The organism is Saccharothrix sp. 6-C (assembly GCF_016695385.1).
In the GTDB taxonomy this organism is placed as follows: Bacteria; Actinomycetota; Actinomycetes; order Mycobacteriales; family Pseudonocardiaceae; genus Actinosynnema; species Actinosynnema texasense.
The window spans coordinates 8,692,499-8,718,608 of the sequence record NZ_CP064192.1; the positions used below are offsets into that span (position 1 = coordinate 8,692,499).

General features: G+C 69.1%; 28 protein-coding genes and 1 tRNA gene. 16 read left to right on the forward strand and 13 right to left on the reverse strand.

Features of this window, described 5'->3' with window-relative positions; genetic code table 11:
- The first annotated feature begins 1 nt into the window (after position 1).
- The 3 genes from IOD16_RS38100 to IOD16_RS38110 all read left to right on the forward strand — a co-directional run bounded on the left by IOD16_RS38100 (position 2) and on the right by IOD16_RS38110 (position 3,447).
- The gene (locus IOD16_RS38100) at positions 2 to 202 is read left to right on the forward strand and encodes a hypothetical protein (RefSeq protein WP_073897285.1); all 201 of its coding nucleotides are present in this window, start codon (positions 2 to 4) and stop codon (positions 200 to 202) included.
- A 100-nt stretch (positions 203 to 302) separates the two neighbouring features.
- Entirely contained in the window at positions 303 to 1,055 is a 753-nt protein-coding gene (locus IOD16_RS38105; RefSeq protein WP_123744597.1) for a class I SAM-dependent methyltransferase, read from the forward strand.
- Positions 1,056 to 1,113: 58 nt separating this feature from the next.
- Positions 1,114 to 3,447, forward strand: coding sequence for a hypothetical protein (locus tag IOD16_RS38110; RefSeq protein WP_201438180.1), 2,334 nt, complete (start codon positions 1,114 to 1,116; stop codon positions 3,445 to 3,447).
- On the opposite strand, the gene IOD16_RS38115 is transcribed toward IOD16_RS38110, so the two are convergent.
- Entirely contained in the window at positions 3,437 to 4,171 is a 735-nt protein-coding gene (locus IOD16_RS38115) for a hypothetical protein (RefSeq protein ID WP_201438181.1), read from the reverse strand. The genes IOD16_RS38110 and IOD16_RS38115 overlap by 11 nt on opposite strands.
- Positions 4,172 to 4,499: 328 nt before the next feature.
- Between IOD16_RS38115 and IOD16_RS38120 the strand changes: the two genes are divergently transcribed.
- On the forward strand, positions 4,500 to 6,284 hold the full coding sequence (locus IOD16_RS38120; RefSeq protein ID WP_201438182.1) for an AIPR family protein: 1,785 nt from the start codon (positions 4,500 to 4,502) through the stop codon (positions 6,282 to 6,284).
- A gap of 766 nt (positions 6,285 to 7,050) precedes the next feature.
- On the opposite strand, the gene IOD16_RS38125 is transcribed toward IOD16_RS38120, so the two are convergent.
- Positions 7,051 to 7,124: transfer RNA gene (locus tag IOD16_RS38125), tRNA-Pro, on the reverse strand.
- Between the two features lie 24 nt (positions 7,125 to 7,148).
- Positions 7,149 to 8,108, reverse strand: a complete 960-nt coding sequence (locus IOD16_RS38130; protein ID WP_201438183.1) for a metallophosphoesterase — start codon at positions 8,106 to 8,108, stop codon at positions 7,149 to 7,151.
- 64 nt (positions 8,109 to 8,172) lie between these two features.
- Here IOD16_RS38130 and IOD16_RS38135 point away from each other — a divergent pair, with 64 nt between their 5' ends.
- Positions 8,173 to 8,640, forward strand: coding sequence for a GatB/YqeY domain-containing protein (locus IOD16_RS38135; RefSeq protein ID WP_201438184.1), 468 nt, complete (start codon positions 8,173 to 8,175; stop codon positions 8,638 to 8,640).
- Between the two features lie 222 nt (positions 8,641 to 8,862).
- Here IOD16_RS38135 and IOD16_RS38140 read toward each other — a convergent pair whose 3' ends face one another.
- Positions 8,863 to 11,334: a penicillin-binding protein gene (locus IOD16_RS38140; protein ID WP_201438185.1), complete on the reverse strand. Its 2,472-nt coding sequence runs from the start codon at positions 11,332 to 11,334 to the stop codon at positions 8,863 to 8,865.
- A 256-nt stretch (positions 11,335 to 11,590) separates the two neighbouring features.
- On the opposite strand from IOD16_RS38140, the gene IOD16_RS38145 reads away from it, so the two are divergent.
- Together IOD16_RS38145 and IOD16_RS38150 are read left to right on the forward strand one after the other, a co-directional pair.
- Complete coding sequence (locus IOD16_RS38145) at positions 11,591 to 11,887, forward strand: WhiB family transcriptional regulator (RefSeq protein WP_123744590.1); 297 nt, start codon at positions 11,591 to 11,593, stop codon at positions 11,885 to 11,887.
- 119 nt (positions 11,888 to 12,006) lie between these two features.
- A complete protein-coding gene (locus IOD16_RS38150) occupies positions 12,007 to 13,005 on the forward strand; it encodes an IS481 family transposase (RefSeq protein WP_201438186.1) in 999 nt (332 codons plus the stop codon).
- Between the two features lie 14 nt (positions 13,006 to 13,019).
- Here the strand turns inward: IOD16_RS38150 and IOD16_RS38155 are convergent, their stop codons facing one another.
- Genes IOD16_RS38155 through IOD16_RS38170 form a run of 4 tightly spaced genes read right to left on the reverse strand, consistent with a single transcriptional unit; the run spans position 13,020 to position 15,733 of the window.
- Positions 13,020 to 14,135 carry an ArsA family ATPase gene (locus tag IOD16_RS38155; protein WP_123744589.1) on the reverse strand — a complete coding sequence of 372 codons (1,116 nt, stop codon included), beginning with the start codon at positions 14,133 to 14,135 and terminating at the stop codon, positions 13,020 to 13,022.
- Positions 14,132 to 15,124: an ArsA-related P-loop ATPase gene (locus IOD16_RS38160; RefSeq protein ID WP_201438187.1), complete on the reverse strand. Its 993-nt coding sequence runs from the start codon at positions 15,122 to 15,124 to the stop codon at positions 14,132 to 14,134. The genes IOD16_RS38155 and IOD16_RS38160 overlap by 4 nt, the downstream gene beginning before the upstream one ends.
- Before the next feature lie 55 nt (positions 15,125 to 15,179).
- Positions 15,180 to 15,431 carry a hypothetical protein gene (locus tag IOD16_RS38165; protein WP_123744587.1) on the reverse strand — a complete coding sequence of 84 codons (252 nt, stop codon included), beginning with the start codon at positions 15,429 to 15,431 and terminating at the stop codon, positions 15,180 to 15,182.
- Positions 15,432 to 15,463: 32 nt separating this feature from the next.
- The gene (locus IOD16_RS38170) at positions 15,464 to 15,733 is read right to left on the reverse strand and encodes a hypothetical protein (protein ID WP_148088873.1); all 270 of its coding nucleotides are present in this window, start codon (positions 15,731 to 15,733) and stop codon (positions 15,464 to 15,466) included.
- 95 nt (positions 15,734 to 15,828) lie between these two features.
- Between IOD16_RS38170 and IOD16_RS38175 the strand changes: the two genes are divergently transcribed.
- The 6 genes from IOD16_RS38175 to IOD16_RS38200 all read left to right on the forward strand — a co-directional run bounded on the left by IOD16_RS38175 (position 15,829) and on the right by IOD16_RS38200 (position 19,531).
- Positions 15,829 to 16,683 (forward strand): helix-turn-helix domain-containing protein, encoded by an 855-nt coding sequence (locus IOD16_RS38175; RefSeq protein WP_201438188.1) that lies wholly within the window; start codon positions 15,829 to 15,831, stop codon positions 16,681 to 16,683.
- A complete protein-coding gene (locus IOD16_RS38180) occupies positions 16,683 to 16,865 on the forward strand; it encodes a DUF397 domain-containing protein (RefSeq protein WP_201438189.1) in 183 nt (60 codons plus the stop codon). The genes IOD16_RS38175 and IOD16_RS38180 overlap by 1 nt, the downstream gene beginning before the upstream one ends.
- A 69-nt stretch (positions 16,866 to 16,934) precedes the next feature.
- A complete protein-coding gene (locus IOD16_RS38185) occupies positions 16,935 to 17,090 on the forward strand; it encodes a hypothetical protein (protein WP_106616451.1) in 156 nt (51 codons plus the stop codon).
- Complete coding sequence (locus IOD16_RS38190) at positions 17,087 to 17,545, forward strand: RidA family protein (protein WP_123744584.1); 459 nt, start codon at positions 17,087 to 17,089, stop codon at positions 17,543 to 17,545. The genes IOD16_RS38185 and IOD16_RS38190 overlap by 4 nt, the downstream gene beginning before the upstream one ends.
- A gap of 1 nt (position 17,546) precedes the next feature.
- Complete coding sequence (locus IOD16_RS38195; protein ID WP_123744583.1) at positions 17,547 to 18,149, forward strand: hypothetical protein; 603 nt, start codon at positions 17,547 to 17,549, stop codon at positions 18,147 to 18,149.
- Between the two features lie 38 nt (positions 18,150 to 18,187).
- Positions 18,188 to 19,531: a hypothetical protein gene (locus IOD16_RS38200; RefSeq protein ID WP_201438190.1), complete on the forward strand. Its 1,344-nt coding sequence runs from the start codon at positions 18,188 to 18,190 to the stop codon at positions 19,529 to 19,531.
- Positions 19,532 to 19,589: 58 nt separating this feature from the next.
- Here IOD16_RS38200 and IOD16_RS38205 read toward each other — a convergent pair whose 3' ends face one another.
- Together IOD16_RS38205 and IOD16_RS38210 are read right to left on the reverse strand one after the other, a co-directional pair.
- Positions 19,590 to 20,489 carry a Gfo/Idh/MocA family protein gene (locus IOD16_RS38205; protein ID WP_201438191.1) on the reverse strand — a complete coding sequence of 300 codons (900 nt, stop codon included), beginning with the start codon at positions 20,487 to 20,489 and terminating at the stop codon, positions 19,590 to 19,592.
- An 8-nt stretch (positions 20,490 to 20,497) separates the two neighbouring features.
- A complete protein-coding gene (locus tag IOD16_RS38210; RefSeq protein WP_201438192.1) occupies positions 20,498 to 20,854 on the reverse strand; it encodes a hypothetical protein in 357 nt (118 codons plus the stop codon).
- Positions 20,855 to 20,921: 67 nt separating this feature from the next.
- Between IOD16_RS38210 and IOD16_RS38215 the strand changes: the two genes are divergently transcribed.
- Together IOD16_RS38215 and IOD16_RS38220 are read left to right on the forward strand one after the other, a co-directional pair.
- Entirely contained in the window at positions 20,922 to 21,686 is a 765-nt protein-coding gene (locus tag IOD16_RS38215) for an NUDIX hydrolase (RefSeq protein ID WP_201441745.1), read from the forward strand.
- Positions 21,683 to 22,456: an MBL fold metallo-hydrolase gene (locus IOD16_RS38220; RefSeq protein ID WP_201438193.1), complete on the forward strand. Its 774-nt coding sequence runs from the start codon at positions 21,683 to 21,685 to the stop codon at positions 22,454 to 22,456. The genes IOD16_RS38215 and IOD16_RS38220 overlap by 4 nt, the downstream gene beginning before the upstream one ends.
- Here IOD16_RS38220 and IOD16_RS38225 read toward each other — a convergent pair.
- Positions 22,442 to 22,738 carry a hypothetical protein gene (locus tag IOD16_RS38225; RefSeq protein WP_201438194.1) on the reverse strand — a complete coding sequence of 99 codons (297 nt, stop codon included), beginning with the start codon at positions 22,736 to 22,738 and terminating at the stop codon, positions 22,442 to 22,444. The two genes, IOD16_RS38220 and IOD16_RS38225, sit on opposite strands and share 15 nt — an antisense overlap.
- A 25-nt stretch (positions 22,739 to 22,763) precedes the next feature.
- On the opposite strand from IOD16_RS38225, the gene IOD16_RS38230 reads away from it, so the two are divergent.
- Complete coding sequence (locus IOD16_RS38230) at positions 22,764 to 23,327, forward strand: winged helix-turn-helix transcriptional regulator (RefSeq protein WP_236594618.1); 564 nt, start codon at positions 22,764 to 22,766, stop codon at positions 23,325 to 23,327.
- A 162-nt stretch (positions 23,328 to 23,489) separates the two neighbouring features.
- On the opposite strand, the gene dnaN is transcribed toward IOD16_RS38230, so the two are convergent.
- Together dnaN and IOD16_RS38240 are read right to left on the reverse strand one after the other, a co-directional pair.
- Complete coding sequence (dnaN, locus tag IOD16_RS38235) at positions 23,490 to 24,596, reverse strand: DNA polymerase III subunit beta (protein WP_201438195.1); 1,107 nt, start codon at positions 24,594 to 24,596, stop codon at positions 23,490 to 23,492.
- A 67-nt stretch (positions 24,597 to 24,663) separates the two neighbouring features.
- A complete protein-coding gene (locus IOD16_RS38240; RefSeq protein ID WP_201438196.1) occupies positions 24,664 to 25,899 on the reverse strand; it encodes an MFS transporter in 1,236 nt (411 codons plus the stop codon).
- Positions 25,900 to 26,110: the final 211 nt, after the last annotated feature.

Here is a 26,110-nt window from a genome sequence, read left to right on the forward strand (position 1 = left end):
GATGATCGAGAACACGGTTCGGCAGGGCGGTCGCGTCGGGTGCGTCGACGCCCTGGGTCGTCGGCGGACGCTGGAGGTGTCGCTCACCGAAGAGGGCAACGTCTGCATCCACACCCCGCCCGGCGAGTCCGCGAAGCTCGACTGGAACGAGGTCGGCGAACTCCTCCGGCGCCTCGCGGAGCTGCGACCGCACGTGAAGTGACGTCCGGTCGACGCGGCCGGGAGGAACAGCGGACCTCCCGGCCGCCCCCGGACCCGAAATCCGTTCGCCGCCCCGTCGGCCGAACCGCTCCAATGGGCACATGATCGACCACACGGAGCTCAACCGCCGTCACTGGGAAGACACCGCCGCCGCCGCGCACGGCCCCCTGGCCCGCGAGCACTGGGCCAGGACCGAACCGCACTGGGGCCTGTGGGCCACCCCCGAGTCCGAGGTCTCCGTCCTGCCACCGGACGTGTCCGGGATGGACGTCGTCGAACTGGGCTGCGGCACCGCCTACGTGTCGGCCTGGCTGGCCAGGCTGGGCGCCCGCCCGGTCGGCGTCGACATTTCGTCCCGCCAGCTCGACACCGCCCGCGAGATGCAGGCCGAGTTCGGCCTCGACTTCCCCCTGGTCCTCGGCGACGCCCAACGAGTGCCGCGCGAGGACGACTCGTTCGACCTGGCCATCAGCGAGTACGGCGCCTCCCTCTGGTGCGACCCCCACCGCTGGATCCCCGAAGCCGCCCGCCTGCTGCGCCCCGGCGGCCACCTCGTCTTCCTCCACCGCTCACCGCTGTTCGCCCTCTGCGCCCAGGACGGCACGACCGCGTCCACCTCGCTCGTGCGCCCGCAGTTCGGCCTCCGACGCGTCGACTACGACACGTCCACCGAGTTCACCCTCCCGCACGGCGAGATGCTGCGACTCCTGCGCTCAGCCGGCTTCACCGTGGACGACCTGATCGAAATCCAAGCCCCGACCCCCGCCCACCGCGAGTACCACGAGGTGTCGTCCACGTGGGCCCGCCAGTGGCCGAGCGAGGAAATCTGGAAGGCCCGCCTGACCGGGCACTGAAACGAGATGGGCAAGCCTCGCGATGCCACGAGAGCGATCCCAACCGAGGAGGTACGCCATGTCGTCTCCCGAGCGTGGCCCACAACAGCGGTTACGGGACGCGATGGCGCTCGCCCGCAGCCAAGCGTTGCGAATGGACGGCCTGGAGGAAGGGCAGCGCTCAGCCGACTGGTTGAGGTTCCTCAGCGGCAGCGCGCTCGCCCAGCCCGAAATCGACGAGGACGTGGCCGTCCCGCGGCGCCTGGCTACCCCCGAGGGTGAGGTCGCGCTATCCGACCTGCTGCCCTGGATCACCTCACGGCGAGGCAGAGTGGTGTTCCTGCGAGCCGACGCGGGTGAGGGCAAGACGACGTACTTGCACCTGGTCTCCTCGGCACTGCGGGACTCGGCGGTGGTGATGTCCTGGAACACCAACGTCGAACTCGTCATGGACGAAGTGCTCGACATCACCGGACCCGTGCGCTCGACCGGTGACCCCTCCGCCGCTGAGCCGCTCCCTGTAGTCGTGCTCGCCGAACTGCTCCCGATCATGAACGAGAACGTCACCAAGTCGATCCTGGCGACGTTGTGGGACCACGAGAACCGGGCCGACGACACGGTGTTCGTCATCGCCGGTCGCCCGGCCCAGGTGGACCTCCTCTCCGGCCGTGTCGGGGGTGCCGAACTCTGCGGCCTGGCTCCCGTCGACGCCGTCGAGGTGGCCGCTCTCTGCGAGCGCATCCAGCGAGCCCACGACGAGGTCGGCAAGACCAGGTCCGCGACACAGGTCGCCGACCTCTTCCCCAACCTGTCCACGTTCCTGTCCCTGTCACCGGAAGACCGGGCGGCTCACTTCGCGGTCGCCGATCAACCGTTGATCATCGGCTTCCTCAAAGCCGTCTACGGTCCCGACTTCGTCCAGCGACTTGTCGCCGAGTACAAAGAGCTCGACGAGGCCGCAGACAGGCGCGCCTACCTCCACGTCTGCTTAGCGGACGTCTCCGGGGCGGAGCTGCCGGAGTACGTGCTGCACGCCCTGGTGCCCGAGGCTGACCTGGACGCCCACTCCAGGAACAACCCGTGGGTGCGCACCGACCGGGATCATCACATCGCCCGTCACGCCGTGATCGCGCAGGCTGTGATCGAGGGCTGTCTGGACTACTTCGCCCTGGAACGGTGCTTCGAGGACTGGGTCGAGCTGACCCGCCGCCGGGCTGACATGATGCCGCTGTTCTTCCACGTGGCGGCCGGGACCACCCACCTCAAGCCGTTGACGACACGTGACAAGCGGATCATCGCGAAGATCCGCCACAGGCTCATGCTGGTGCTCGGGAACGACAAGACACTGCAGGCCAGGATCGCCGCTGAAAGCAGAAGCAGCGCGCTGCGGCTCCTGAGCTGGACCCGACTGCTGCGAGGCGTTCTCCCCGAGGACTTGGACGAGGCCTGCGTTCCACTGCTGACCGTGGTCGTCGAATTGACGGAGAGCGCGTTGCGGCTCGCCACCGATCGTACGGTGACCGAGCAGATCGAGTACCACCGCGACCGTGCGCGTCGGGACCTGGCTGTGGCAATGGGCGTCGACGAATCGCTCGACGATGTGGAAGACAGGATGATCCGGTGGCGCGACTTCATGGGCCGGGATTGGGCCAACGCGCAGTTCTTCGCCGAACTCTTCGACACCTCGCGGAAGCTGGCTCTGGAACTCACGACGAAGCGGGTGGTGGAGCGTGACTCCGACGCCATCTACCGGGCTTACCTCATCGGTGCGCTGGCCTACGTCCGCCTCTGGGCGACCGGCGTGAAGAGCTACGTGAACTCACGTTTCTCCGAATCCGGCGAGCTGGTTAACCGCTATCTTCACTACGCGCTTCCGGAGCGCCACTTGGACGTGCTCGAGCAGGCTTGGGTACTGTCCCGCGAACTGCAGAGCACCCTGGGGCAGAACGGAGTGCTGTACGCGCACGCGCTGCTGGAGTCACGCGACCCGGCCGATCCGGGGAACAGGAAGCGAGTCGACGAGGCGATCAGTGTGCTCGAGGAAACGCTCCAGCACGAACCCAACACCAGCGAAGCGATCTACCTGTTGGCGGACCTGTCGACGAAGCGACCGGAACTCATTCCGTTCGTACGGGACGTCATCGGTCGGAACACCTCCGACAGCCTGGTGGACGAGGCGATCCTGAATGGAGCGGCGGCACTGGTCGAACAAGACGGTGACGCTCGTCGCCGACACTTGGAGCAGGCGGTCGACGCGTACGCGAAACTGACGTGGAACCACTATCTGTGGACGAGACTGGGGAGACGGTGGGAAGCGAACTGCTCCGAGCTGCGTCGGCTCGGCGGAGGCTCGTCGGCATGTGGTCGACTTCTGGCCAAGGCGCGGTCGAAACACGGGACGCCTAGGCGCTGATTTCTGACGTCTTCTCCGCAAGTGCGACCCGTGCGACATCCAGGGCGGCGCGGGTGTCCGAGAGGACTTCGCGCAGCCTGGGCAACGTCTGATCACGAGCGGCGCGCAGGCCGGGGCCGCCTCGAGCCAGATCACCGGTGTACTGCTCCAGGACTCGGCGGCATCTGTGCACCAGCGCATATGCCTCTGACAGGCTTGTCGCCACCATGCCGCCGACTGCCATCGCCTCGGTGCCGTGGGCACTCCACGCGTCCGTCATCGGCGCCCGGTCGGTCTGCAGTCCCGTGGTGAGGTCGCCCATGACCGCTTCGATCTCGCGGCTGTTCCACTCCAGTTCGCGCCCGATCAGCTTGAGCGTTTCCCGTAGGCGATCGGCCTGGGCAGCCCGCTCGCGCTCGCTCGCGCGGTCCCTGCTCGCCCTGTCCAAGCGCAGAGCCGTCCAAAGCGCCAGCGCCGCGCCGGTGAAGGTGGCCACCCACTCCGGAACCATCTGCGACCAGTCAGGCGGCCATAGCGCTTTGTCGTCGCTCCCTGACGGCGAAACCTTGTCGACTCCGCTCGTCGTCGGAGGGGCCGAGCTGGGCTGCTGGGAACTCGTCGACACCGGCTCCGGGCTCGTTGTCGTCGTCGGTTGTGCACCGGCCGCGTCGAATGAACAGACGAGGCAGACCGCGTAGGACGCGACGAGCATGGTCAAGGTCCGTGCCACCGTGGTTCTCGACATCCACCGAACCCTAGACAGCTGGAGGCGGCGGCCACCAGCCGTCCTCCACCACGCTCAACGCCGGCGGCTCGAAACCAGGTCACGCGTACTGGTCTAACCATCCGGGACATCGGCACATGGGTTCTACGACTGCCAACCCGTCTCGAGTAGGAGCCATGTGCCGCTCAATGGCAGCTACCTGCACAGCTGCCACTGCAGGGCGAGTGCATGTGAGCTTTACTCGTTTATCGTCTTGATTTCCCTTCTTGCGTGTCACTGTCCGAGAACTGCTGAGTGCCGCGCTAGTATGCACGATACTGGCCATGATGCGGTTACTGCAGGAGATGAAATGGTGAAGAATGCTCTGCCTACTCCCAACGAAATTCTTCTGCTTGACACTCGCCTCCGAAAGCAGAAAAAGGAAACTTATCCTGATCTAACGGATGACGAGTACTTTTTGGTCAGCTCTGTCGATACCCTGTTAAGGGTCAAGGGTTTGTCGAGTCGTCAGATCGAAGATGGCATCGTTGAAGGTGGTAACGATGGCGGAATCGACGCGGTGTACGTTTTTATCGATGGTCATTTGGTCGAGGATACTACCGACATAATCGCGAACGAGTCGCCACAAATCGAGCTCGAAGTAATTCAGGCCAAGGCCGAGAGAGGGTTCAAGGAAGTCGCTATTCAACGACTATTGGATCATCTTCCCTTGTTACTGCAGCTCGATGCAGATCCCGAACTGGGGATCGAAATAAACCCGCAAGTGCTTGAACGGTTCGAGTCGTTCCGGGCGACGTACCTTGCCGTCGCCGACAAGATGCCGGATTTGACTATTACGGTCCGGTATGCGACTAAGTCGGTGGAACCTCCACATGAAAAGGTACAGGCCAAGGTCGATCGACTGGAGAGAAAGATAAAGACGGACTATCCGAACGCGGCAGTATTCGTGGATCTTGTCGGTGCGTCTGTACTGAACGCGAGGACTCGTGACCGTAAGTCGGCGACGCTCAATCTGAGGCTGACCGAAGGGCCAATTTCATCTGAAAAGGGTGGTCTTATCTGCTTGGTGAGTTTGGCGGACTACTACCAATTCATCACCAATGGGCAGAATCGACTGCGTGACGAGATATTCGAGGAGAACGTCAGGGACTTCGAGGGTAACACTCTGATCAACCGTGGCATAGCGGACTCGCTGAAGCAAGGCGACAGCGCTAATCCTGATTTTTGGTGGTTGAACAATGGCGTGACTATCCTGGGTAGACGTGTGCAACCTTCGGGTAAGCGGCTTGATATAGAAGATCCGCAGATCGTCAACGGGCTTCAGACGTCAAGGAGTGTTTACCAGTACTTTCACAATCTCATCCGTCAGGGTGTGACTGTTGATGGCAACTCGGCAGAAGGTCGAGTGCGTCAGCTACTGGTCCGTGTCATCGAAACAACGGACGATGCCGTAGCTGCTCAAATTATCAAGGCTACAAACAGTCAAAATCGAGTTTCGGCTGCCAATCTGCGGTCTGCAGAACCCTTCCAGCGCGACATCGAAGAGTACTTCAAGCAGAGGGCACTCTTCTATGAGCGAAAAAAGAATCACTACAAGAATCTTGGCAAGTCGAGGCGCCAGATCGTGGAAGTGCTCGAGCTTGCTCAAGCGGTCGGATCGATCCTTCGGCAACAGCCCAATATTGCCCGAAGGATGCCTTCCGCTCTCCTGCGGGACCCCGAATACGGTCGTGTCTTCAGTACTAGCACGCCGCTCGAGGCCTATTACAACTGCTTGCAGATTGTACGTATCACTGACAAGTACCTTTCACTCCAGGGTGGAGTGACTGGTCGGCATGATCGGTCGAATATTCGGTTCCATCTGGCCCGTTCAGCGGCCTCTTTTGCACTCGTGTCATCACGGCCAAAAGCTTCGGCGGTCGCGAAACTTGACCTCTCTATCCTGGATGATGCTTTCCTGAAGAGGGTGCAAGAGTGGGTCTTGGTTGCCAGAAATGCTACGGAGAAGGCAACCGGGATAAGTGACGCAAGTATCCTGGCCAAAGGGTCGGAGTGGGCTTCGGAAATCGACCGGCGACTGAGTCGGTATACGCAGAAAGTTCGATGGCCGAAGGCGCTCATCGCTCCGAGATGACCACGCTGTTGCCTCGTTCGGCTCTCGTCATCAGACGACCGCTTGCCGATATGTTCTTCGGGCTGGTGAGCCGGCGCGTCAGCAGCGCTTGATGCATGGCGGATATGAGGTCGCGGTTGCGGGCATCGGTATGGAACATCGACGTCGGCTGGTCGGCAGCAGTCGACTGGCTCAGTTTCGGGGATGCTCACCCGGTCGGAACTGCGGTATATGAAATACAGAGTCGTTGTGGAAGCCGTTGTCGGCTCGCTATTTGTCTCGCTTGGTATACCGAGTTCCTGTGGCTAACCGACCTCAGAACGGGTCCCGCGTGCCCTTTCAAGCGGTTGTCGCCGGCACACTCGGGTGCCGGTGTTCGACAACCCGCAGCTTGGCATCCGGTTCGAGGACGGAACGCCGCAGGCAGGATGACGCGCTTGGTGGAAATCACCGGAGGTCTGACACCAGCAAGAGGTGTGGCCGGCGCAGGCCGCTTCTGCGGACCTGAGAGCGTCGATGCGACAGTTCCGGCTGCGTGGGGTCCGAGCCCGCGACGGTCTTCTTGCGGGGCGGCTTGGGAGGACCTGATGAGCCCGTGGGAGACGGCTCTCGATGCCCATGGATGAGGTGCGTGCCTTCGCCCGTTCGAGCCCAGGTCGGCTCCTCAGGGTCGCGCAGGAGCGAGCCTGAGGAGCCGACCGCGGTCTGTCGCGCCGGCTTGGGCCGCACACGAGTCAGGCCCCGTCCGCATCTTCTGCGGACGGGGCCTGAGCTGCACTTACCGGTGTCGGGGTGACAGGATTTGAACCTGCGACCTCTTCGTCCCGAACGAAGCGCGCTACCAAACTGCGCCACACCCCGGCTTGCTCTCGAACGAGGAGAACTCTACCTGACGTTCCCACCCACTCCGAACCGGGTATCCCTTTTCCCCTCGGGCAGGGCCTGACCTGCGTCGACGGGTCGCGGCACCAGGGTCAGCAGGCTGGCTTCCGGCGGGCACGCGAAGCGGACCGGGGCGTAGGGCGACGTGCCCAGGCCGGCCGACACGTTCAGCCACATGTGCGAGCCCCACCGCGAGACGCCGCGCGCCCGCGACCGGTCCAGTTCGCAGTTCGTCACGATCGCGCCGTAGCCCGGGATGCGCAGCTGGCCGCCGTGCGTGTGACCGGCCAGCACCAGGTCGTAGCCCTCGGCGGCGAACGGGTCCAGCACCCGCGGCTCGGGGGAGTGCGTCACGCCCAGGCGCAGCGGGACGTCCGGCACCGGGCCGCTGATCTCGTCGAACCGGTCCCGCTTGAGGTGCGGGTCGTCCAGGCCCGCGGCGAAGACCTCCAGGCCGTTCACCTCGAACCGGCGCCGCGCGTGCGTCAGGTCCAGCCAGCCGCGTTCGATCATCGCCGCGCGCAGGTCCTTCCACGGCAGCGGGATGCCGTGGATGCGCCGCGTCTTCGCCGACGGCAGCAGGTAGCGGGCCGGGTTCTTCGGGCGCGGCGCGTAGTAGTCGTTGCTGCCGAACACGAACACGCCGGGACGGCTCAGCAGCGGACCGAGCGCGCGCACGACCGCCGGCACGGCCTGCTTGTGCGCCAGGTTGTCGCCGGTGTTCACGACGAGGTCCGGCTCCAGCTCGTCCAGCGCGGCGACCCACCGCTGCTTGGACTTCTGGCCCGGCATCATGTGCAGGTCCGAGAGGTGCAGCACCCGCAGCGGCGACGAGCCGGGCGCGAGCACCGGCACCGTCGCCTCGCGCAACGTCCACCGCCTCCGCTCGATGCCCGCCGCGTACGCGAGCGTGGCGGTGCCGAGGGCGGTCGTGGCAAGCAGCGTTCGGCCGAGCGTGTTCACGTGGTCGAGGGTAGGGGGTTGACCGATTCGGGGTGAGACGGGCTTCCCGGTACCGTTCCGGCTCATGGCGGAGTTGAAGGCGCGGTTGCAGGCGGACCTGACGGCGGCGATCAAGGGCCGGGAGACGGTCCGGGCGGGCGCGCTGCGGATGACGTTGGCCGCCCTGACCACCGAAGAGGTCTCCGGCAAGAGCGCTCGCGAGCTCAGTGACGACGAGGTGCTGAAGGTCATCACCCGCGAGGTGAAGAAGCGCAAGGAGGCGTCGGAGGCGTTCGCCGGCGCGGGCCGCACCGAGCAGGCCGAGCTGGAGCAGGCCGAGTCGAAGGTCCTGGAGGCCTACCTGCCCGCGCAGCTGGACGACGCCGGGCTGGCCGCCCTGGTCGACGCCGCGGTCGCGCAGGTGGCCGAGCAGCTCGGCGAGAAGCCCGGCCAGCGGCAGATGGGCCAGGTCATGAAGGTCGTCAACGCCCAGGTCGCGGGCCGCGCGGACGGCGGCCGAGTCGCCGCTGCGGTCAAAGCCAAGTTGATCTAAGGTCGCGGGCAGGTCGTGGGGTGCTGCGGCTCAGCACTCCACGACTCCAGGGGTCGAGGACGGTCAGGTCGACACGATCGGGTGAACATCGCCCGAGAATGTACGGAAACACTGTTCTCGTACCTCGGTTGAAAACCAGCGGAGCCCCGAAACCACCCGACGACCCCCACCCCGAGGCCGACACGGTGGTGGCTTGGACAGGGCCGGGCCGGGTGGGACGGGTCAGCGGCGCGGTGGGTCGGTGGGAATGGTGATCTGCGGTGGCCCGGTCGGGTTGCCGGGATCGCCGGGGCGGCCCGGTTGACCTTGGCCCGGGTTCTGCGGTTCGGTGGTCGGCGGCGGCTCGGTCGCCTGCGGTGGCGGGACGTAGCCCGTGGAGACCAGCAGGGTGATCACGGTGCCCTTCAGGGCGCTGCCGCGGGGGGTTTGGCCGACCACTTGCCCCTTGGCCTGCTCCGAGTTGCGGTTCTGCGCGGAGACCTTGTAGCCGGCCTGTTCGAGGACCCGGGTGGCGTCGTTGACGTTCCGGCCGACCACGTCGGGGACGCGGATCTCGTTGCCGCCCTTGAGGTAGCGCTCCTCGACGGCCGGCATGCCGCGCACCGGCAGCCCGTCGTGGACCCTGGTCATCGTGTCGAACCACGTGCGCGCGGGCACCGTGCCGCCGTAGATGTCGCCCTTGCCGCACAAGCGCGGCGGGCCGCCGTTGACGCAGATGCCGCGTGGTTCGACGCCGTCGTTGAAGGTCTGCACGGCGCCGGCGAAGTCGGGGGTCGCGCCGATGAACGCGGCCGACTTGTAGTCCTCGGTCGTCCCCGTCTTGCCCAGCATCGGCCGGGTCCACTTGAACTGGCGGGCCGCGGCGGCGGCGGTGCCGCCGCCTTGGTCGTCCTTCGACATGCCCACGGCCAGGCCGTTCGCCAGGGGCTCGGCCACGACCTGCTCGCACGGCGCCTCGTTGACCGGCACGGGCTGGCCGGCGCGGTCCACGACCTGGGCGATCGGGGACGGCGGGCACCACACGCCGCCGCTCATGATCGTCGCCGCGACGTTCGCCAGCTCCAACGTGCTCACCGGCGCCGGGCTCAACGTGAACGAGGCGTTGCCGCCGTTGGACTTGTAGAACTCGGTTTGCGAGACCCGCAGCTCCTTGCTCTTCGCCTTCGCGTCCGGGCGCACGCCCGCGATGTTCGTCGCCATCGTCTCGCGCATCCCCAACCGGGACGCCATGTCCACCACCGGGTCCATGCCCAGCTGCTCTTCCAGGATCACGAACCCGGTGTTCGGCGAGGTCTGCAACGCCGTCTGCAACGACATCTGCGCCGGGTACGTCGACGACGCGTTGCCCAGGCAGTACCACCGCGTGTTCGGCTCGGGCGCCGGCGGGCACTTGTCGCCGCCTCCCTTGAACACCCGCGACACGTACGAGTTCGGCGTGGCCATCGTGTTCTCGATGCCCATGCCCTTCTCCAACGCCGCCGCGGCCGTGAACACCTTGTAGACCGACCCGGCCCCGAACTTGTTCTCCACCCCGGACGGCAGGTCGAACTGCGTCTGGAACTGGTCGGCCTTCAACCCGTAGTCGCGGTTCGCCACCAGCGCCACGACCTCGTGCCGCTCCTTGCCCGGCCGCACGACCGCCATCGTGTTCGCGATCCCGTCGGTCGACTTCGCGACCTGAGCCTCCGCCGCCCGCTTCGCGTGATCGGTGATCGCACGGTCCAAAGTGGTCCGGATCGTGTAACCGCCGGTCTTCAGCTGCTCCTGGCTGAAACCGTTGCGCGCCAAGTAGTTCAGCACGTACGAGCAGAAGAACCCGTGCTCCGGCCCGGCTCCGACGCACCCGCTGGGCGGCGTCCGCACCGGTGTCGCCAGACCGAGCGGTTCGGCTTTCGCGGCCGCGGCGGCGTCACGCGACAGCTTGTCGTTCTCGACCATCTTGTCGATCACCTGGTTGCGCCGCTCCAACGCCTTCTCCGGGAACACCTCCGGGTCCAGCGCCGACGGGCTGTTGACCATGCCCGCGAGCATCGCCGCCTGCGGCACGGTCAGCTTGTCCGCCGTGGTGTTGAAGTACGCCTGCGACGCCGCCGCGATGCCGTAGATCGTCGAGCCGAACGGCACCACGTTCAGGTACCGGGCGAGGATCTCCTCCTTGCCGAGCTGGCTCTCCAGCTGCAACGAGATGCGCCACTCGCGCGCCTTGCGCGCGACCGTCTGCTCCTGCGCCTTCTGCTGCTCGACCTGGTTGTTGCGCGCGACGACGTGCACGAGGTAGTTCTTCACGTACTGCTGCGTGAGCGTGGACGCGCCCTGCGTGACGGAGCCGCTGAACTGGTTCGTCAGCCCGGCCCGGATCGTGCCCCGCCAGTCCACGCCCTGGTGCTCGTAGAACCGCCGGTCCTCGACGGAGACCAGCGCGGCCTTCATCGTCGGCGAGATCATCTCGGGTGTGACGAGCACCCGGTACTGGTCGTAGAGGTAGGCGATCGGCGCGCCGTCCTTGTCCGTGATCGTGGAGATCAACGGCGGGTCGGTGGTGACCAGGTCGGCCGAGATGCTGTCGACCGTGTCGCTGGCGCTGTTCGACACGACTCCCAGCGAGCCGACGACAGGGAACAACATGCCTGCCAGCAGCACTCCGGCTAGCAGACACAGGCCGAGCAGTTTCAGCACGCCGTTCCTGGCTCGCATGCAGGTCAGCGTACGCGGCACCTGAAGGGGTGATCGGATTCGCGCACAGTTGATTACGCAGGATGAGTACTCGTACTCAAGACAGGTAACAGGTGGGCAACCCAGGGTTGGAGGTGGAACCGGAAGGCTCTACAGTCCGTCACTGTCCAAGACAGCAGCCGACGGCGCTACCACTCGATGGTGAGCCTACGGCATCCGCGGCAGGGGTGTGGCGGATTTAGAAGCTCTGGGCACTGTGTGAACTGAGGTGGGGGATATGCAGCAGGTGCAGGGGGATTGGCGGATCAAGGCCTCGTGCCGTGATGAAGAGCCGGACCAGCTCTTCGTGCGCGGGGCGGAGCAGCGCAAGGCGAAGGTGGTGTGCCTGGGATGCCCGGTGCGCACCGAGTGCCTCGCCGAGGCCCTGGACAACCGGATCGAGTTCGGTGTGTGGGGCGGCATGACGGAGCGTGAACGGCGGGCGTTGCTGCGGCGTCGCCCGGACGTCACCTCATGGCACGAGCTCCTCGACACGGCACGTCAGGAGCACCACGAGGAGTCCGCGGTCGGCTAGTTGTACTGCCCTGGGAGGTTGTGGGCGGTCCGACACGTAGTCGGATGATGTTGGAATGAGGGAGGGCCTCCGGGTTCGGTGTGGATTGCGACGTCTGCGCCTGACCGACGGAGGCCCTCGTGACCCACGCTAACGCACCCCTGACCCCGGCGGGCCGGCTGCGCCTGGCCCGGTGTGTCGTGCAGGACGGGTGGCCGCTGCGACGCGCGGCCGAGCGGTTCCAGGTCTCGCCGACCACCGCCGCCCGTTGGGCCTCCCGCTACCGCGAACTGGGCGAGGCGGGTCTGGTCGACCGTTCCAGCCGCCCGCACCACAGCCCGCGCCGCCTGCCCACCCGCCGTGAACGCCGGATCGTGAAGGTCCGCCTGGCCCGCCGCTGGGGTCCGGCCCGCATCGCCTACCTGCTCGGCCTGAACCCCTCCACCGTGCACCGGGTGCTGCGCCGCTTCGGCCTGGCCCGCCTGGCGCATCTGGACCGGGCCACCGCCGCCCCGGTGCGCCGCTACGAACACGCCGCACCCGGCGCCCTGGTCCACGTCGACATCAAGAAGCTGGGCAACATCCCCGACGGCGGCGGCCACAAGGTCCACGGACGTGCCGCCAGCGGCCGCAACAGCTCCGCCCACCGCGACCCGGACAGGCCCCGCAGGGTCCACGGCCGCCCCAACCTCGGCTACGCCTACCTGCACAACGCCGTGGACGACCACAGCAGGCTGGCCTACACCGAGATCCTGCCCGACGAGACCAGGGAAACCGCCGCCGCGTTCTGGACCAGGGCCAACGCGTTCTTCCGGGCCGCCGGGGTGACGGTGAAGCGGGTGCTGACCGACAACGGCTCCTGCTACCGCTCACACCTGTGGCGCGACACCCTCACCCACACCGGCATCACCCACAAACGCACCCGCCCCTACCGACCCCAGACCAACGGCAAGGTCGAACGCTTCAACCGCACCCTGCTCGACGAATGGGCCTACGCCGAGGCATACCTCAGCGAGACCGAACGACGAGCCGCGCTGCCGCGATGGCTGCACACCTACAATCACCACCGCGGCCACACCGCACTGGGCGGCCAACCACCCGCCACCCGCGTCCCCAACCTCACAGGACAGAACAGCTAGTCGGCCGGGCTTCCCTACTCGCCCGCCAACCGCCGACCGATCTCGTGCAGGCCGTCCAGGTCGTGCACGTCGGTGGGCAGCGCGGGCACCCCGATCAGCGGAACACCGGGGTGCGCACGGGTGAACCGCGCGAGCAGTCGCTTCTCCCGATCGGCGACGGCCACGCGATCCGCGTGCACCCGCAACACCGCGGCAGCCAGCGGAGCGTCCCCAGTGCGCTCGAGCCGGTCCGCCGCCGCCAACGCGCCTGGTGCCGGCAAGGGGGCCAGCACCGGGTGCGTCCGGTTCGCGACCAGGCCGGTCAACGGCATCCGTTCCGCGCTCAACCGCTCCACGAAGTAGCTGGCTTCGCGCAACGCGTCCGGTTCGGCCGCCGCGACCACCAGGAATCCGGTTCCGGGTGATCGCAGCAGCTCGTAGGTGGCCTGGGCGCGTTGCCGGAAGCCACCGAACATGCTGTCGAACGCCTGCACGAACGTCGACGCGTCCTGCAGGAGTTGGCCGCCGACGATGGTGGACACGGCTTTGGTGAACAGGCCGAAGCCCGCGCCCACGATCTTGCGGATGCCGCGCCCGCCCGCCCGGGCGGGCGCCGACAGCATCCGGATCAGCTTGCCGTCCAGCACCGTCGACAGCCGCTGCGGCGCGTCCAGGAAGTCCAGCGCCGACCGGCTCGGCGGGGTGTCCACGACGACCAGGTCCCACTCGTCGCGTTCGACCAGCTGGCCCAGCTTCTCCATCGCCATGTACTCCTGCGTGCCGGAGAACGACGTGGAGATCGTCTGGTAGAACGGGTTCGCCAGGATCTGCTCGGCCCGTTCCCGGCCGGCGTGCTGCCACACCATGTCGTCGAACGTGCGGCGCATGTCCAGCATCATCGCGTGCAGCTCGCCCTTGACCCCGTCCACGTCGACGCGCCGCGGCTGGTTGTCCAGCTCACCGAGGCCCAGCGACTGCGCCAGCCGGCGCGCCGGGTCGATGGTCAGCACGACGGCGCGCCTGCCGCGTTCGGCTGCCCGCACGGCGAGCGCCGCCGCCGTGGTCGTCTTGCCGACGCCACCGGACCCGCAGCACACCAGCACCCGGGTCGCCGGGTCGTCCAGCAACGCGTCCACGTCGAGCCGGTTCACCGGACACCCCGCCCGACCAGCACCTCGGCCAGCTCGTAGAGCGCGGCCACGTCCACCCCGTCGGTCACCTCCGGCAGTTGCAGCGTCGGCAGGTCCGCCTCGGCCAGCTTCTCCTTCGCCCGTTCCTCCATGCGCACGCGCAACGCGTGTTCGACGGTCTGCTCGACCAGCCCGTCGAGCACGTCGCCGTCCACGTCGAGGCCCGCCGCTTCCAGCCCGGCACGCACCCGGCCGAGGTCGACCCGCCCCTCGGAGGCCGACGCGACCGACCGCGCGGGCAGCCGCGGCTGGCTGACCCGGTTCACGAACACCGCGCCCGGACGCAGGTCCGCGGCGTCCAGGTCGGCCACCGCGTCCAACGTCTCCCGCACCGGCATCTCCTCGAGCAGCGCCACCAGGTGCACCGCCGTGTCACCGGAGTGCAGCAGCTTGACCACGCCGTCGCTCTGGCCCTTGATCGGCCCGACCTTGGCGAGGTCGGCCATGGCCCTGGTGACGTCCAGGAACCGCACCACCCGGCCGGTCGGCGGCGCGTCGAGCACGACGGCGTCGTACTCGTGCCGACCGGTCTTGCCCGCGCGGCGCACGCATTCCTTGACCTTGCCCGTGAGCAGCACGTCCCGCAGGCCGGGGGCCAACGTGGTGGCGAACTCGATCGCGCCCATCTTCTTCAACGTCCGGCCGGCGAAGCCGAGGTTGTAGAACATGTCGAGGTATTCGAGCAGCGCCGCCTCGGGGTCCACCGCGAGCGCGCGCACCTCGCCGCCGCCGGGCGCGGACGCGATCCGCTCCTCGGAGTACGGCAGCGGCGCGCGGTCGAACAACTGCGCGATGCCCTGCCGGTTCTCCACCTCCACCAGCAGCACGCGCCGTCCGCCGGTGGCCAGCGCCAGCGCGAGCGCGGCGGCGACCGTGGTCTTGCCGGTCCCGCCCTTGCCCGTCACCACGTGCAGCCGCGCCCGGGTGAGTTCGTCGGTCCAGCCGTTCACCGGATCAGCCTATGCGCGCTGCCCTGAGAACCGCTGGCCACGCCGCCCGCCACGGTCAGTCCCACATGGTGACGAACACCACCCCGATGGCGGTCGCCGCGACGACGCCCCAGGCCAGGACCGACGGCAGCACGTACGCGATCAGCACCGCCACGACCGCGACGGTCACCGCCCCGACCAGCAGGGCCCGCATCACGTCGGACCGCCTGGCGCCCTTGCGATCCCGCGCCTGCGCCATGCCGACCAGGATCATCACCAGCCCGCCCAGCAGGAACGCGCTGGTGGCGACGATCCGCCACGTTTCCACGTGATCAACGCTAGCGCCGTGTGATCGCCCAGTCACGTCACGCTTTGGGGCTCCCGCACCACCTCCTCCCGCTCCACCCACACCAGGCGCGCCCGCGCCGTCCGGTCGATCGCGAAGTACCAGAGCGCCCGCTCCGCGCTCGTGGTCGAGATCCGCAGGCCCGGACCGCCGTCGGGCCCCGTCACCTCCGCCGTGCCGTTCCCGAAGTCCAGGCCCCACGCCGCGACCCACCCGTCCTCGGCGGCCTCCTGGACGATCGCGAACAGCTTCGGTGCCTCCGCGACCACTTCTGCGTCTTCCATGGCTGAATGCTACCGTTCGAGCAGTTCAAATCTCTGAAATCGAACGAGTGAAGTTCGAGGTACGTCCCGTCACGCTGAGTGGTTAGGGTGATCCAATGGCTATCGGCTCGACGCGCGGCAAGCGACGCCTCGGACGGCACATCCGCCCGATCCTGGACAGGTCCGGCCTCAAGGTGGACGAGGTGGTCAAGCGGTCGCGCGTGTCCCGCCCGACGATCACCCGGATGCTGTCCGGCGAGGCACTGGCGCGCTGGCCCGCGCTGTCGATGGTGCTCGACGTGATCGGCGCGACCCCGGAGGAGAAGACCCGGGCGCTCCAGCTCTGGGAGGTCGCCGACGTCGACCCGTCCGCGATCGAGCACGCCCGCGACCTGCCCGCCGGCTACAAGCGGTTCCGGATGGACGAGCTGGAGGCGGTGCGCGAGCGGACCCTCGACTCGGCCCTGGTCCCCGGCCTCCTCCAGACCGCCGGTTACGCCGAGGCGGTCGCGAGGTCCACTCACCGGCAGATCGTCGGCGAGAGTTGGGATTCCCGCGCGGCGGCCGAGCGCCACGACCGCCAGGCGGCGCTGACCAAGGAGAACCCGGTCGAGTACCACGCGTTGATCGACGAGGCCGCGCTCCGCCGCCTGGTCGGCGGCCCCGAGGTGATGAGGGGGCAACTGGACCACCTCGTGGCCGTGGGAGGGCGGCCGAACGTGACGATCCGGGTCCTGCCGTACTCGGTGGGGGCGTACGGCGCGCAGGTCGGGGCGATGTTCCTGCTCGACTTCGACCAGTCGGACGAGCCGCGTGCCGCCTATGTGGAAGCCCTGACCGGGATGGTCCCCGTAGAAGATGAGGAAGCCGAGGTGCTGTCGGCGGTCTGGGAGGACGCGGCGCGCCTGGCGCTCACGGTGCAGGACTCCGTGAGCCTCATCAGGGCAGTACGGGACGCGCTAGGAGACTGATGATCAACCGGACTTGGCGGAAGAGCAGCCGAAGTGGTTCTGCGGCGCAGTGCGTCGAGTTGGCGATCGGTGGGCAGGTCGCCGGGGTGCGGGACACCAAGAACCGGGACGGCGGGACGTTGGAGTTCGGCGTGCGGGCCTTCTCCGCGTTCCTGGCTGATGTGAAGCGGTCTCGGGTCTGAGCACGGCGTGACACGAATGGGGGTACTCGGACGGGTGCCCCCCTTCGACGTCCCGCTAGGCTGCGGCCCATGCAGAAGTGGGAGTACGCGACCGTCCCGCTGTTGATCCACGCCACCAAGGCGATCCTGGACCAGTGGGGTGACGACGGCTGGGAGCTGGTCACCGTGCTGCCGAACCCGAGCGGTGAGCAGCACGTCGCCTACCTGAAGCGGCCCAAGGCATGAGCTGGACGGCACGCCTGGCCGAGCTGGGTGTCGAACTGCCCGAGGTCGCGGCCCCGGTCGCGGCCTACGTCCCCGCCGCCCGCACCGGGCAGCTGGTCTTCACGTCCGGGCAGCTGCCGTTCGTCAAGGGCTCGCTCGCGGCCACCGGCAAGGTCGGCGGCGACGTCAGCCCCGAGGAGGCCAAGGCGCACGCCCGTACCTGCGCGCTGAACGCGCTGGCCGCCATCGACGCGCTCGTCGGCCTGGACAAGGTCGTGCGCGTCGTCAAGCTCGTCGGCTTCGTCGCCTCCGCCGAGGGCTTCACCGGCCAGCCCGCCGTCATCAACGGCGCCTCCGACCTGCTCGGCGAGGTGTTCGGTGAGGCCGGGCGGCACGCGCGGGCCGCGGTCGGCGTGGCCGAGCTGCCGCTGGGCGCGCCGGTCGAGGTGGAACTGATCGTCGAGATCGGGGAGTGAGATGTCGGACACGTGCCACGAGCTGTTGCTGAGGCTCGCCGGGCGGCTGCCGGACGACCTCATGTGGAGGTTCCGCGACTGGGCCGCCACGGACGCCGTCCCGGTGCTCGCGCGAGTCCTCCCGCGCACGTTGCTGCACGACAGGATCGGTCTGACGGACTACGAGCAGCGCCTGCTGGCGGACGCCCTCGTGCCGCACGGGGCCGACCGGTCCACGATCAGTTCTGTCAAAGGGCTGGACGAACTCCCCGAATCCGGCTACACCTTCTCCCCGGAATCACCCGATCGGGTGTCGATGGGTGATTCCGCGACCGTGGTGCTCGGAGCGACCTTGCGCGGTCGCCTCGGGGTCGGCGAAGTCCGGTCCTCGTGGCGACTGGGCGAAGGCGAACCCAGGAGGCTGATCCTGGTCACCGCCACGACCGGCGAAGCCCGGTTGACCGGTGAGCTCCAGCGGGTGCTGCGGGCGCTCGGCGAGCACGACCCGTGCGTTGAGGTCCTGCCCGCCGGACTGGACCTGCCGCCCTACCACAGGGCGGCGTTGGCGGCATCGGAGCTGGTGTGCGCCGGCGCCGACGCCGACGGGCACCTGGTGCCCGTATAGAGCTCGGCGCTCCCGCGCGGGCCGGAAGGAGAACAGGCGTGACGAACGACGGAGTGGGACTCCCCGTCCGTTTACACGACCTCCTGTTGGCGTTGGCCGGACGTGTCGACGACGACGCGTTGACACAGGCTCGGGAGCTGCTGGCGGTCGCTGAGCTGGACAGAGCCGTGGAGCTGGTCGTCGGCTGCCTGCTGGCCGGCCGCATCCCGGTGTCACCGGAGGAACGCCACGAGATCGGCTGGCTGCTCGGCGAGGTCCGCTCGGACCGGTCGCTGGCGGACCGGCTGTTCGCGGTCGAGCGCGTGCCGGTGGTCAAGCACCGGTTCAGCGTGGAGTCCGACCCGGCCGAAGGCCTCGGCGACGTGCTGGGCAAGACCGTGTCGGTGCTGCCGGACGTGCGCGGCGTGCGCGCCACGTGGCGGTCCAGCCCGGCCGGCGCGACGCCCGGACCGCTGCCGCAGCGGGTCGTCCTGGTCGACATCGGCCCGGCGGGATTCGCGCCGGCCACCGCCTACCGGGTGGACACCGTGCTGCGCAAGGCGGGCATCCGCGCGGCGGTCGAGGTGCTGACCGCGGGCACGCAGCTCGGCGAGTACCACGCGGCGGCCGTCACCACGGCGCGCGAGGTGTTCTTCCCGTCGGGGTCGACGAGCCCGCAGCCACCACCGGACCCGACCACGTGGTTCGACGGTGAACCGCGGGACCAGGCACCGGTGATCGAGCCGGAACCGGTGCCTGCCGAACCCCAGAACGGCTCCAAGTCACGTCGGGCGCGCGTCGAGTCCTACGAAGGCGTGCAGCCGTTCCCGCCCAAACCGGTGAAGCGGTTGCCGGTGCGCGAGCCGGTCGAGGACGTCCACGTCGAGCAAGAGCGCGTCGAGGACGTCCACGTCGAGGACATGCGGGTGGAGGACGCCCGGGTGGAGGACATCCGCGCGGAGGACATCCGCGTGGACGGCGTTCGCGTGGACGGCGTTCACGTCGAGGAAGTCCGCGTCGAGGAAGTCCGCCCGGACCAGGCGCGCGTCGAGGAGGCCCCGGTGGTCCGGGAAGCGGTTCCCGAACCGCCTCCCGTGATCGAGCAGCCGCGGCCCGCGCCGATGTTCGCGTTCCCGGACGACCACCCGCTGTCGCGGGCCGAGGTCACCACGGAACTCGGACCCGACGACCTGGCCGCGTTGCAGGCCGCGCTGGCGGAGGGGCAGCCGCCCGCCGCCGTGCAGCTGCCGCCGACCGTGGACGCCAAGCTCAGCGACCGGGAACGGGCGTTGTTGCAGCAGCTGCACGAAGAGCTGGCGCAGCGGGAGCAGCAGTCGTGGCCGGGCGGCCCCGAGTACGTCAACGGGGCGCCCAAGCCGACGAACGGCAAGTACCCCGGCTAGCAGTTCTCCGACTCGGCCCTGTCGTCCCCGGTGAGGGGACGGCAGGGCCGAACTGCCCTCACGCGCCGGCTTTCCGCCGAGCCAGGTCGATGACCCGCTGAAGGTGCAGGCCGCGGCGGACGTCCAGCGGGTGCTCCGTCGTGCCGCTGTCGACCATGGCCACGAAGTCGTCCAGCAGGTTGGTGAACGCCTGCTGCGCGGTCGTGCCCCGGTCGGCCAGCACCCGGTGGCCGTGCTCGCCGTAGACGATCACCTCGGCGATGCTCGGTTCGAGCGGCAACTTCATGGTCATCGTGGCCACGCTCGTCGCGCCGCCCTCGTGCCGGAACACGATCTGCCACAGGCCGTGCTCGGACTCGTCCGCCGCGATGACGTCGGTGATCGTGCCCAGGGTGGCGTCCAGCAGGTCGAACGCGTGCGGCCTGATGTCGTCCAACGGGCCGCGTTCGTGCCGCCACGGCGACTGGGAGAACGGACCGCCCAGCAACGCCCCGGTCAGCCAGCGCGCGCTGCCACCCACCCAGCCGCCTTGCTGCTCGAGCTGCGCCAACTGCTCGCGGGTCTCGGGGGCGTAGCGCTTGGTGAGGACGACCAGGGAGGCGACGTCGTTCGCCTTGACGGCGTCGGCGAGACGTTCCGCGTCCTGCAAGGTGGCCGCGATCGGCTTCTCCAGGATCAGGTGCTTGCCCTGCTCGGCGGCCCTGACGGCGATCTCCGCCTGCACCTCGGGCGGCACGGCGAACGCGACCGCGTCCACGTCGGCGATCAGCTCGTCCGGGGACCCGGCGGTGGTCGCGTCGTGAGCCTCGGCCAGCTCGGCCGCCGCCTCCGCGCGACGGGCCCAGATCGTGGTCAGGCGGGTGCCGGGGTGCTCGGCGATGACCGGTGCGTGCACCGTGGTCGCCCACGGGCCGGCACCGATGAGTCCTACGCGCAGCTGTTCGTCCACTCGGCCCATCCTGCCTTTCATCGGCCACCGACGTAGCTCGCCTCGGGCACGAAGATCCGGCCGCCGTTGTCGAACCTCAGCTCCACGCCCTCCGGGCGGCGGTCGACCTCGGGCGTGGTGTCCCAGCCGTTCGGGATCACGACGACGTGGCCGTAGTCGGCGGTCCGGCCGAGCCACACCTCGTGCCGCGTGCCGCCGACCAGGCTCGACCGCTCCTTCACGTACACGTTCGGCGAGCCCTCGTCCGTGCTGGTCGTCGTGCTGCCGGGGAGGAAGAGGATCACGGCGGCCGTCGCCGTCAGGGCCGTGCCGAGGATCGCGCCCCCGACGAACAGCAGGACGTTGAGGAGGCAGCCTTTGCGCGTGGTGTCCACACGCGGATGATCCTCGTAGGCTCGGGTCGTGCGCGAACTCCCCGATGAACTCGTGTTGCCCGCCTCGATGGTGACCCAGGACCTCACCGGGCCGCCGGTGGAACCCCGTGACGCGGCGACCGTGGTGCTGGTGCGTGACGGCGCGGCGGGCCTGGAGGCGTTCCTGCTGCGGCGGGTGGCCGGGATGGCGTTCGCGGGCGGCATGACGGTGTTCCCCGGCGGCGGGGTCGACCGGCGCGACGCGGACACGTCGGTGGCGTGGAGCGGACCGCCGCCGTCCTGGTGGGCCGCGCGGTTCGGGTGCTCGGTCGAGCTGGCCACGGCGCTGGTGTGCGCGGCGGTGCGGGAGACGTTCGAGGAGTCCGGGGTGCTGCTGGCCGGGCCCTCCTCGTCAACGGTGGTGGCCGACACGGCCGCTTACGCCTCGGCGCGGGCGGCGTTGGTGGCGCGGGAGCTGTCGTTGGCGCAGTTCCTGGCCTCGGAAGGGCTGGTGCTGCGGGCCGACCTGCTGCGACCGTGGGCGAACTGGTTGACACCGGCGGAAGAGCCCCGGCGGTACGACACGTACTTCTTCGTGGCCGTGCTGCCCGAGGGGCAGAGCGCCGACGGGGTGACCACCGAAGCCTCCGACGCGGCGTGGCAGCGGCCCGCGGAGGCCATGGCGGACTGGAAGGACGGGCGGCGGGCCTTGATGCCGCCCACCTGGGTGACGTTGGCGGAGTTGGACGAGCTGGGATCGGTGTCGGCGGTGCTGGACGCGCCCCGGACCGTGTCGAAGGTGATCCCGAAGCTGGTGCGGGAAGGCTCGGTGTTCCGGGTGGTCGTGCCGTGAGCGGGCCGGCTTACGGGGTGCTGCGGCAGGTCACGCCCACGGCGGCGGTGCTGCTCGCGGAGAACCCCGGGATGATGACGCTGGAGGGGACGAACACCTGGGTGCTGCGCGCGCCCGGGTCGGCGTCCTGCGTCGTGGTCGACCCGGGGCCGGCGGATGCCGTGCACCTGGGGCGGATCGCGCTGGAAGCCCCCGTCGAAGTCGTGCTGCTGACGCACGGTCACCCTGACCATTCGGATGGGGCACGTTCGTTCGGGCGACAGGTGGACGCGCCCGTGCGGTCGGTGGATCCGGCGTTCCGGCTGGGCGGGGAGGGGTTGGCGGAAGGGGACGTGATCTCGGCGGCCGGGTTGTCGCTCCGGGTGCTGCCCACGCCGGGGCACACGGCTGATTCGGTGTGCTTCCTGCTGGACGACGCGGTGCTGACCGGGGACACGGTGCTGGGGCGGGGAACGACCGTGGTCGCCCACCCGGACGGGCGGCTCGGTGACTACCTGGCGTCGTTGCGGCTGTTGACCACACTTCCGGCGGGCACGATCGGGTTGCCGGGGCATGGGCCGGAACTGCCGGACGTGGTGGCCGCCGCCGGCGGGTACCTCGTGCACCGGGAACAGCGGTTGGCGCAGGTCAAAGCGGCGGTGGCGGCGTTGGGCGGTGCGCCTTCGGCACGTCAGGTGGTGGAGGCCGTGTACGCCGACGTCGACCGGTCGTTGTGGCCGGCGGCGGAGTGGTCGGTGCGGGCGCAGTTGGAGTACCTACGCGACGCCTGACGGGTTGTCGATCGCGTACAACCAACCGCCGTCCGGGCTCCATCGGGCGACATCGGTCGCCGTGCCGGTGACGTCGCCGACGCGCCAGTCGACGATGAGCAGAGCCAGATCACCCCTCGTGATCACCTTTCGGGTGACGACGGTCATCGGTTGGGTGAGAGCGAGGTGGTCGGCGAGCTCGGCAGGCTGCCGGGCGCCGGGCTCGTAGAGGCCGCTGGGGTCGCCGGCGTTGAAGGCCTGGGCGAACAGCACGGGCAACTCTTCAGGAGTACGGGCGATCATGCGGGTGACGCTAGGAGGACGCTGCGTGACCAACCAAACGGTTCGTACCGTGCCGCACCCCGAGCCTGTCGAGGCCGCCGCCACCAGTGCCGACGCCGCCGCCCGCGACGCCGCCGCTCGCGACGTCACCGCTCGCGACGTCACCGCTCGCGACGCCGCCGCGCTTGCCGCCGGTGATCCCCTTGACGCCGCCCAAGCCGCGGGGGCCTCCGTCATGGCCTGCGCCCCGTCCAGCGCCTGGGCGGGCGACCCGCACGGCGAGGTCGACCACCCGGTGCCCGACTGCCCGGTGGAGATCACGTTGCGGGCGTTGCGCGGCCGGTGGACGACGTTGGTGGTGCGGGAGCTGTTCGCGGGCGAGCGGGCGTTCGGCGACTTGGCCGCTGCCCTGCCGGCGTTGTCGGACAAGGTGCTCGGCGATCGGCTGGCTCAGCTCGTCGCGTGCGGCGTCGTGGTGCGGGTGCGTGAGCCGGGGTGGCCCAGCCGGGTGCGGTACTCGCTCACGGGTCGTGGGCGTGCGCTGCGTGGTGTGCTGGATGCGATGTGGGCTTGGGGTGCCGATGTGAGGCAGGTGGCCGGGCCCGAGTGAGGGGTGGGGTTCGGGTGGGTGGCTTGGTGGGCGGCTCCGGGGTGGTGGAGGTGGGTGGTGGTCGAGGCGTTCCGCTGGTTTTCAACCGAGGTGCGGTAACGGTGTTTCCGTACATTTTCGGGCAATGATCACCCGATCGTGTCGGCGGTCGGCGGTCGGTGGCTAGGAGACGGTTCGGAGGGGGACTACCAGGTAGGTCAGTTCTACTCCGTCCGGACCTGCCTGGCTCGTCAGAACGGTGGAGCGCAGGCCGTCCTGGATCCGGAGTTCGACCCGGCGGCCGCTGAAGGCGCGCAGGGCGTCGGACAGGTACTTGGCCTGGAAGGTCTTGGTCACGCGGTTGCCGTCGATGGTGGCTTTGACCGACTCCTCGGACTCGCCGCTCTGGGGATCGCTGCCGCGCACCCGCAGCTCGCCGTCGTCCACCTGGATGGTGACCGAGCCGTGCGGACCGGCGTACGGGACCGCGCGTCGCACCGCGCCGGCCAGCACGTCGGCCTCCACCACCACCATGCTGTCGATGACCGCCTCCAGCAGCTTCCGCACTCGATCGTCGGGGAAGGGCGCCGCCAACAGCGCCGTGCTCACGCTCCCGCCCGGCCAGGACAGGGCGATGCGGTCGGCGTCGGCGTGCACCGTCACCTCCGCCTCGCGGTCCGGTTGCCTGGACGCCTCGGCCAGCACCACCGCCGGCGCCAGGACGTCCAGCTCACCCGTCGGCGACCACGGCAGTGAAGCGAACGCCATGCGGTAGCGGTCGGTGGCGATCAGCTCCAGCCGGCCGCCCGGCGCGCTGTGCATCCGCACGCCCGTGAACATCGGCAGCGCGTCGTCCTTCGACGCGGCCGACGACACCGGGGTCAGGGCGGCGGTCAGGGTCCGGGCGGGGAGCGCGCCCACGGCCGGGGGCAGCGGGGGGATGCCGGGGTGGGAGGCGAGGTCCAGCAGGGGCAGGGCGAAGCGGGCGGTCGACGTGCGGATGGCCAGGCGGGACCCTTCGACGACCAGCCTGACCTGGGGGTCTTCCAGGCCGCGGAGGGTGTCGGCCAGGGGGCGGGCGGGGACCACCACGGCGCCGTCGGTGTGCACGGTCGCCGCACGGGTCAGGCGGACGGCGTGTTCGCGGTCGCTGCCCGCCAGCTCGACCCCGCCGGCGGACGCGCGCAGCACCAGACCCGCCAGCACCGGGTCGTACACCCTGGTCGGCAGGAGGCGGGCGACGTCGGCGGCGGCGGCGGCGAGGTCGGCGGTGGTGGCGGTCAGGTCCATGCCGGTGAAGGTAGACCCGACCACCGACAATTCCCGGTCGGTGGCCACTCGCCGACGAGAGACCGGGTCAGCGGGAGACGAGGGCGAGCTCGTCCCGCCGCACGGGGACGCCGGCGGCGACCGTGCGGCGGAAGAGCCAGACCAGGACCGCGATCACCAGGCCGGAGCCGGCGGCGGCGAGGAAGGCCGCGCTGGTGCCGTGGGACTCGACCAGCTGACCGCTCGCCGACTGGCCGATCGCCAACCCGACCGTCACCGCCGTCACCACCCAGCCGAACGCCTCGGTGGCCGTCCCGGCGGGCGCGACCTGCTCGATCGCGGCCGAGTGGGTGGTGGCCTGCGGGGTGATCAGGGTGCCGACCACGAACAGCGCCGCACCCAGGCCGATCAACGTCGTCGGCACGGCGAGCAGCAGCGACAGCACCGCGAAGCCGCCCAGCAGCACGGGCAGCCGCAGGTGCATCGGCCGCGGGAACGGGCGCATCGAGTACAGGATGCCGAACAGCACCGAGCTGACCGACCACAGGCTCAGCAGCAGCCCGCCCACGCCGACGTGACCGGCCTGCGCGGCGGCGGCGGGGACGGCCACCTCGATGAACCCGATCGTCACGCCGAAGCCCAGCGCGGCCAACGCGACCGTGCGCATGCCGGGTGACGCCAACGCGCCGAGCAGGTTCCGCCTCATGGGCTCCGGCCGGACACCGCGCACGGTCGGGTTCAACGCGAACCACAGCGCGCCGACCGCCATCGACACCGCGCCGATGACCACGCCGGTCCCCGCCCACGGCGCCGTGACCAGCAGTCCGGCCAGACCGGGGCCGAGGATGAAGAAGACCTCCATGCTGATCGCCTCGTAGGCGTACCCGGCCAGCCGCGCCGGCCCGGCGGGCAGCACCTGCGACCACAGGGCGCGGGACGCGGAGCCGACCATCGGCTCGGTGATCCCGACCAGGAACGCCACCGGCACCAGCACGGCCAGCGCGGCGCCGGCCTCGACCGCGCCGATCGCCAACGCCACGAAACCCGCGAACAGCGCCACCGCGCCGAGCAGCGGGCGGGTCGGCCCGTGCCGGTCCATCAGCCTGCCCTGCACGATCGACCCGACCGCGACACCCACCAACGACGACGCCGACACCAGACCCGCCGCGGCGAACGAGCCGGTCTCGCGCTGCACGTAGAGCAGCAGCGACAACCCGACCATCGCGATCGGCAGGCGGGCGAGCAGGGACGCGACCACGGGGCCGCGCATGCCGGGGGTGGTGAGGGCGGTGCGGTAGTCGGAGAGGCGGGCAGAGTGGGACATGCGTACCAGTATGCCTCGCACTGGTACGCGCGTACCAGTCACTGCGCGGTGTGATCCGTCACCGGGCCGGAAAACGGTCTTGGACCGCCCATCGGCCGGCGGTGGGTTGCAGTTCGATTACAACACTGGGATGACCGGGTGAAACCACCTGGAGAAACCGCTGAACAGAGGGTCCTTGAGGGTGAACGGGCTTGAGTTGCGGGGGAGGTGG

What these genes read in the sequence shown, in the direction of transcription:
- IOD16_RS38205 (WP_201438191.1), bottom strand. Translation starts at nt 20,489, where the DNA reads ATGGGCCGAGTGGACGAACAGCTGCGCGTAGGACTCATCGGTGCCGGC.
- IOD16_RS38105 (WP_123744597.1), top strand. Translation starts at nt 303, where the DNA reads ATGATCGACCACACGGAGCTCAACCGCCGTCACTGGGAAGACACCGCC.
- IOD16_RS38170 (WP_148088873.1), bottom strand. Translation starts at nt 15,733, where the DNA reads ATGGAAGACGCAGAAGTGGTCGCGGAGGCACCGAAGCTGTTCGCGATC.
- IOD16_RS38190 (WP_123744584.1), top strand. Translation starts at nt 17,087, where the DNA reads ATGAGCTGGACGGCACGCCTGGCCGAGCTGGGTGTCGAACTGCCCGAG.
- IOD16_RS38185 (WP_106616451.1), top strand. Translation starts at nt 16,935, where the DNA reads ATGCAGAAGTGGGAGTACGCGACCGTCCCGCTGTTGATCCACGCCACC.
- IOD16_RS38145 (WP_123744590.1), top strand. Translation starts at nt 11,591, where the DNA reads ATGCAGCAGGTGCAGGGGGATTGGCGGATCAAGGCCTCGTGCCGTGAT.
- IOD16_RS38115 (WP_201438181.1), bottom strand. Translation starts at nt 4,171, where the DNA reads ATGTCGAGAACCACGGTGGCACGGACCTTGACCATGCTCGTCGCGTCC.
- IOD16_RS38175 (WP_201438188.1), top strand. Translation starts at nt 15,829, where the DNA reads ATGGCTATCGGCTCGACGCGCGGCAAGCGACGCCTCGGACGGCACATC.
- IOD16_RS38140 (WP_201438185.1), bottom strand. Translation starts at nt 11,334, where the DNA reads ATGCGAGCCAGGAACGGCGTGCTGAAACTGCTCGGCCTGTGTCTGCTA.
- IOD16_RS38215 (WP_201441745.1), top strand. Translation starts at nt 20,922, where the DNA reads ATGGTGACCCAGGACCTCACCGGGCCGCCGGTGGAACCCCGTGACGCG.
- IOD16_RS38240 (WP_201438196.1), bottom strand. Translation starts at nt 25,899, where the DNA reads ATGTCCCACTCTGCCCGCCTCTCCGACTACCGCACCGCCCTCACCACC.
- IOD16_RS38120 (WP_201438182.1), top strand. Translation starts at nt 4,500, where the DNA reads ATGGTGAAGAATGCTCTGCCTACTCCCAACGAAATTCTTCTGCTTGAC.
- dnaN (WP_201438195.1), bottom strand. Translation starts at nt 24,596, where the DNA reads ATGGACCTGACCGCCACCACCGCCGACCTCGCCGCCGCCGCCGCCGAC.
- IOD16_RS38225 (WP_201438194.1), bottom strand. Translation starts at nt 22,738, where the DNA reads ATGATCGCCCGTACTCCTGAAGAGTTGCCCGTGCTGTTCGCCCAGGCC.
- IOD16_RS38180 (WP_201438189.1), top strand. Translation starts at nt 16,683, where the DNA reads ATGATCAACCGGACTTGGCGGAAGAGCAGCCGAAGTGGTTCTGCGGCG.
- IOD16_RS38100 (WP_073897285.1), top strand. Translation starts at nt 2, where the DNA reads ATGATCGAGAACACGGTTCGGCAGGGCGGTCGCGTCGGGTGCGTCGAC.
- IOD16_RS38195 (WP_123744583.1), top strand. Translation starts at nt 17,547, where the DNA reads ATGTCGGACACGTGCCACGAGCTGTTGCTGAGGCTCGCCGGGCGGCTG.
- IOD16_RS38135 (WP_201438184.1), top strand. Translation starts at nt 8,173, where the DNA reads ATGGCGGAGTTGAAGGCGCGGTTGCAGGCGGACCTGACGGCGGCGATC.
- IOD16_RS38110 (WP_201438180.1), top strand. Translation starts at nt 1,114, where the DNA reads ATGTCGTCTCCCGAGCGTGGCCCACAACAGCGGTTACGGGACGCGATG.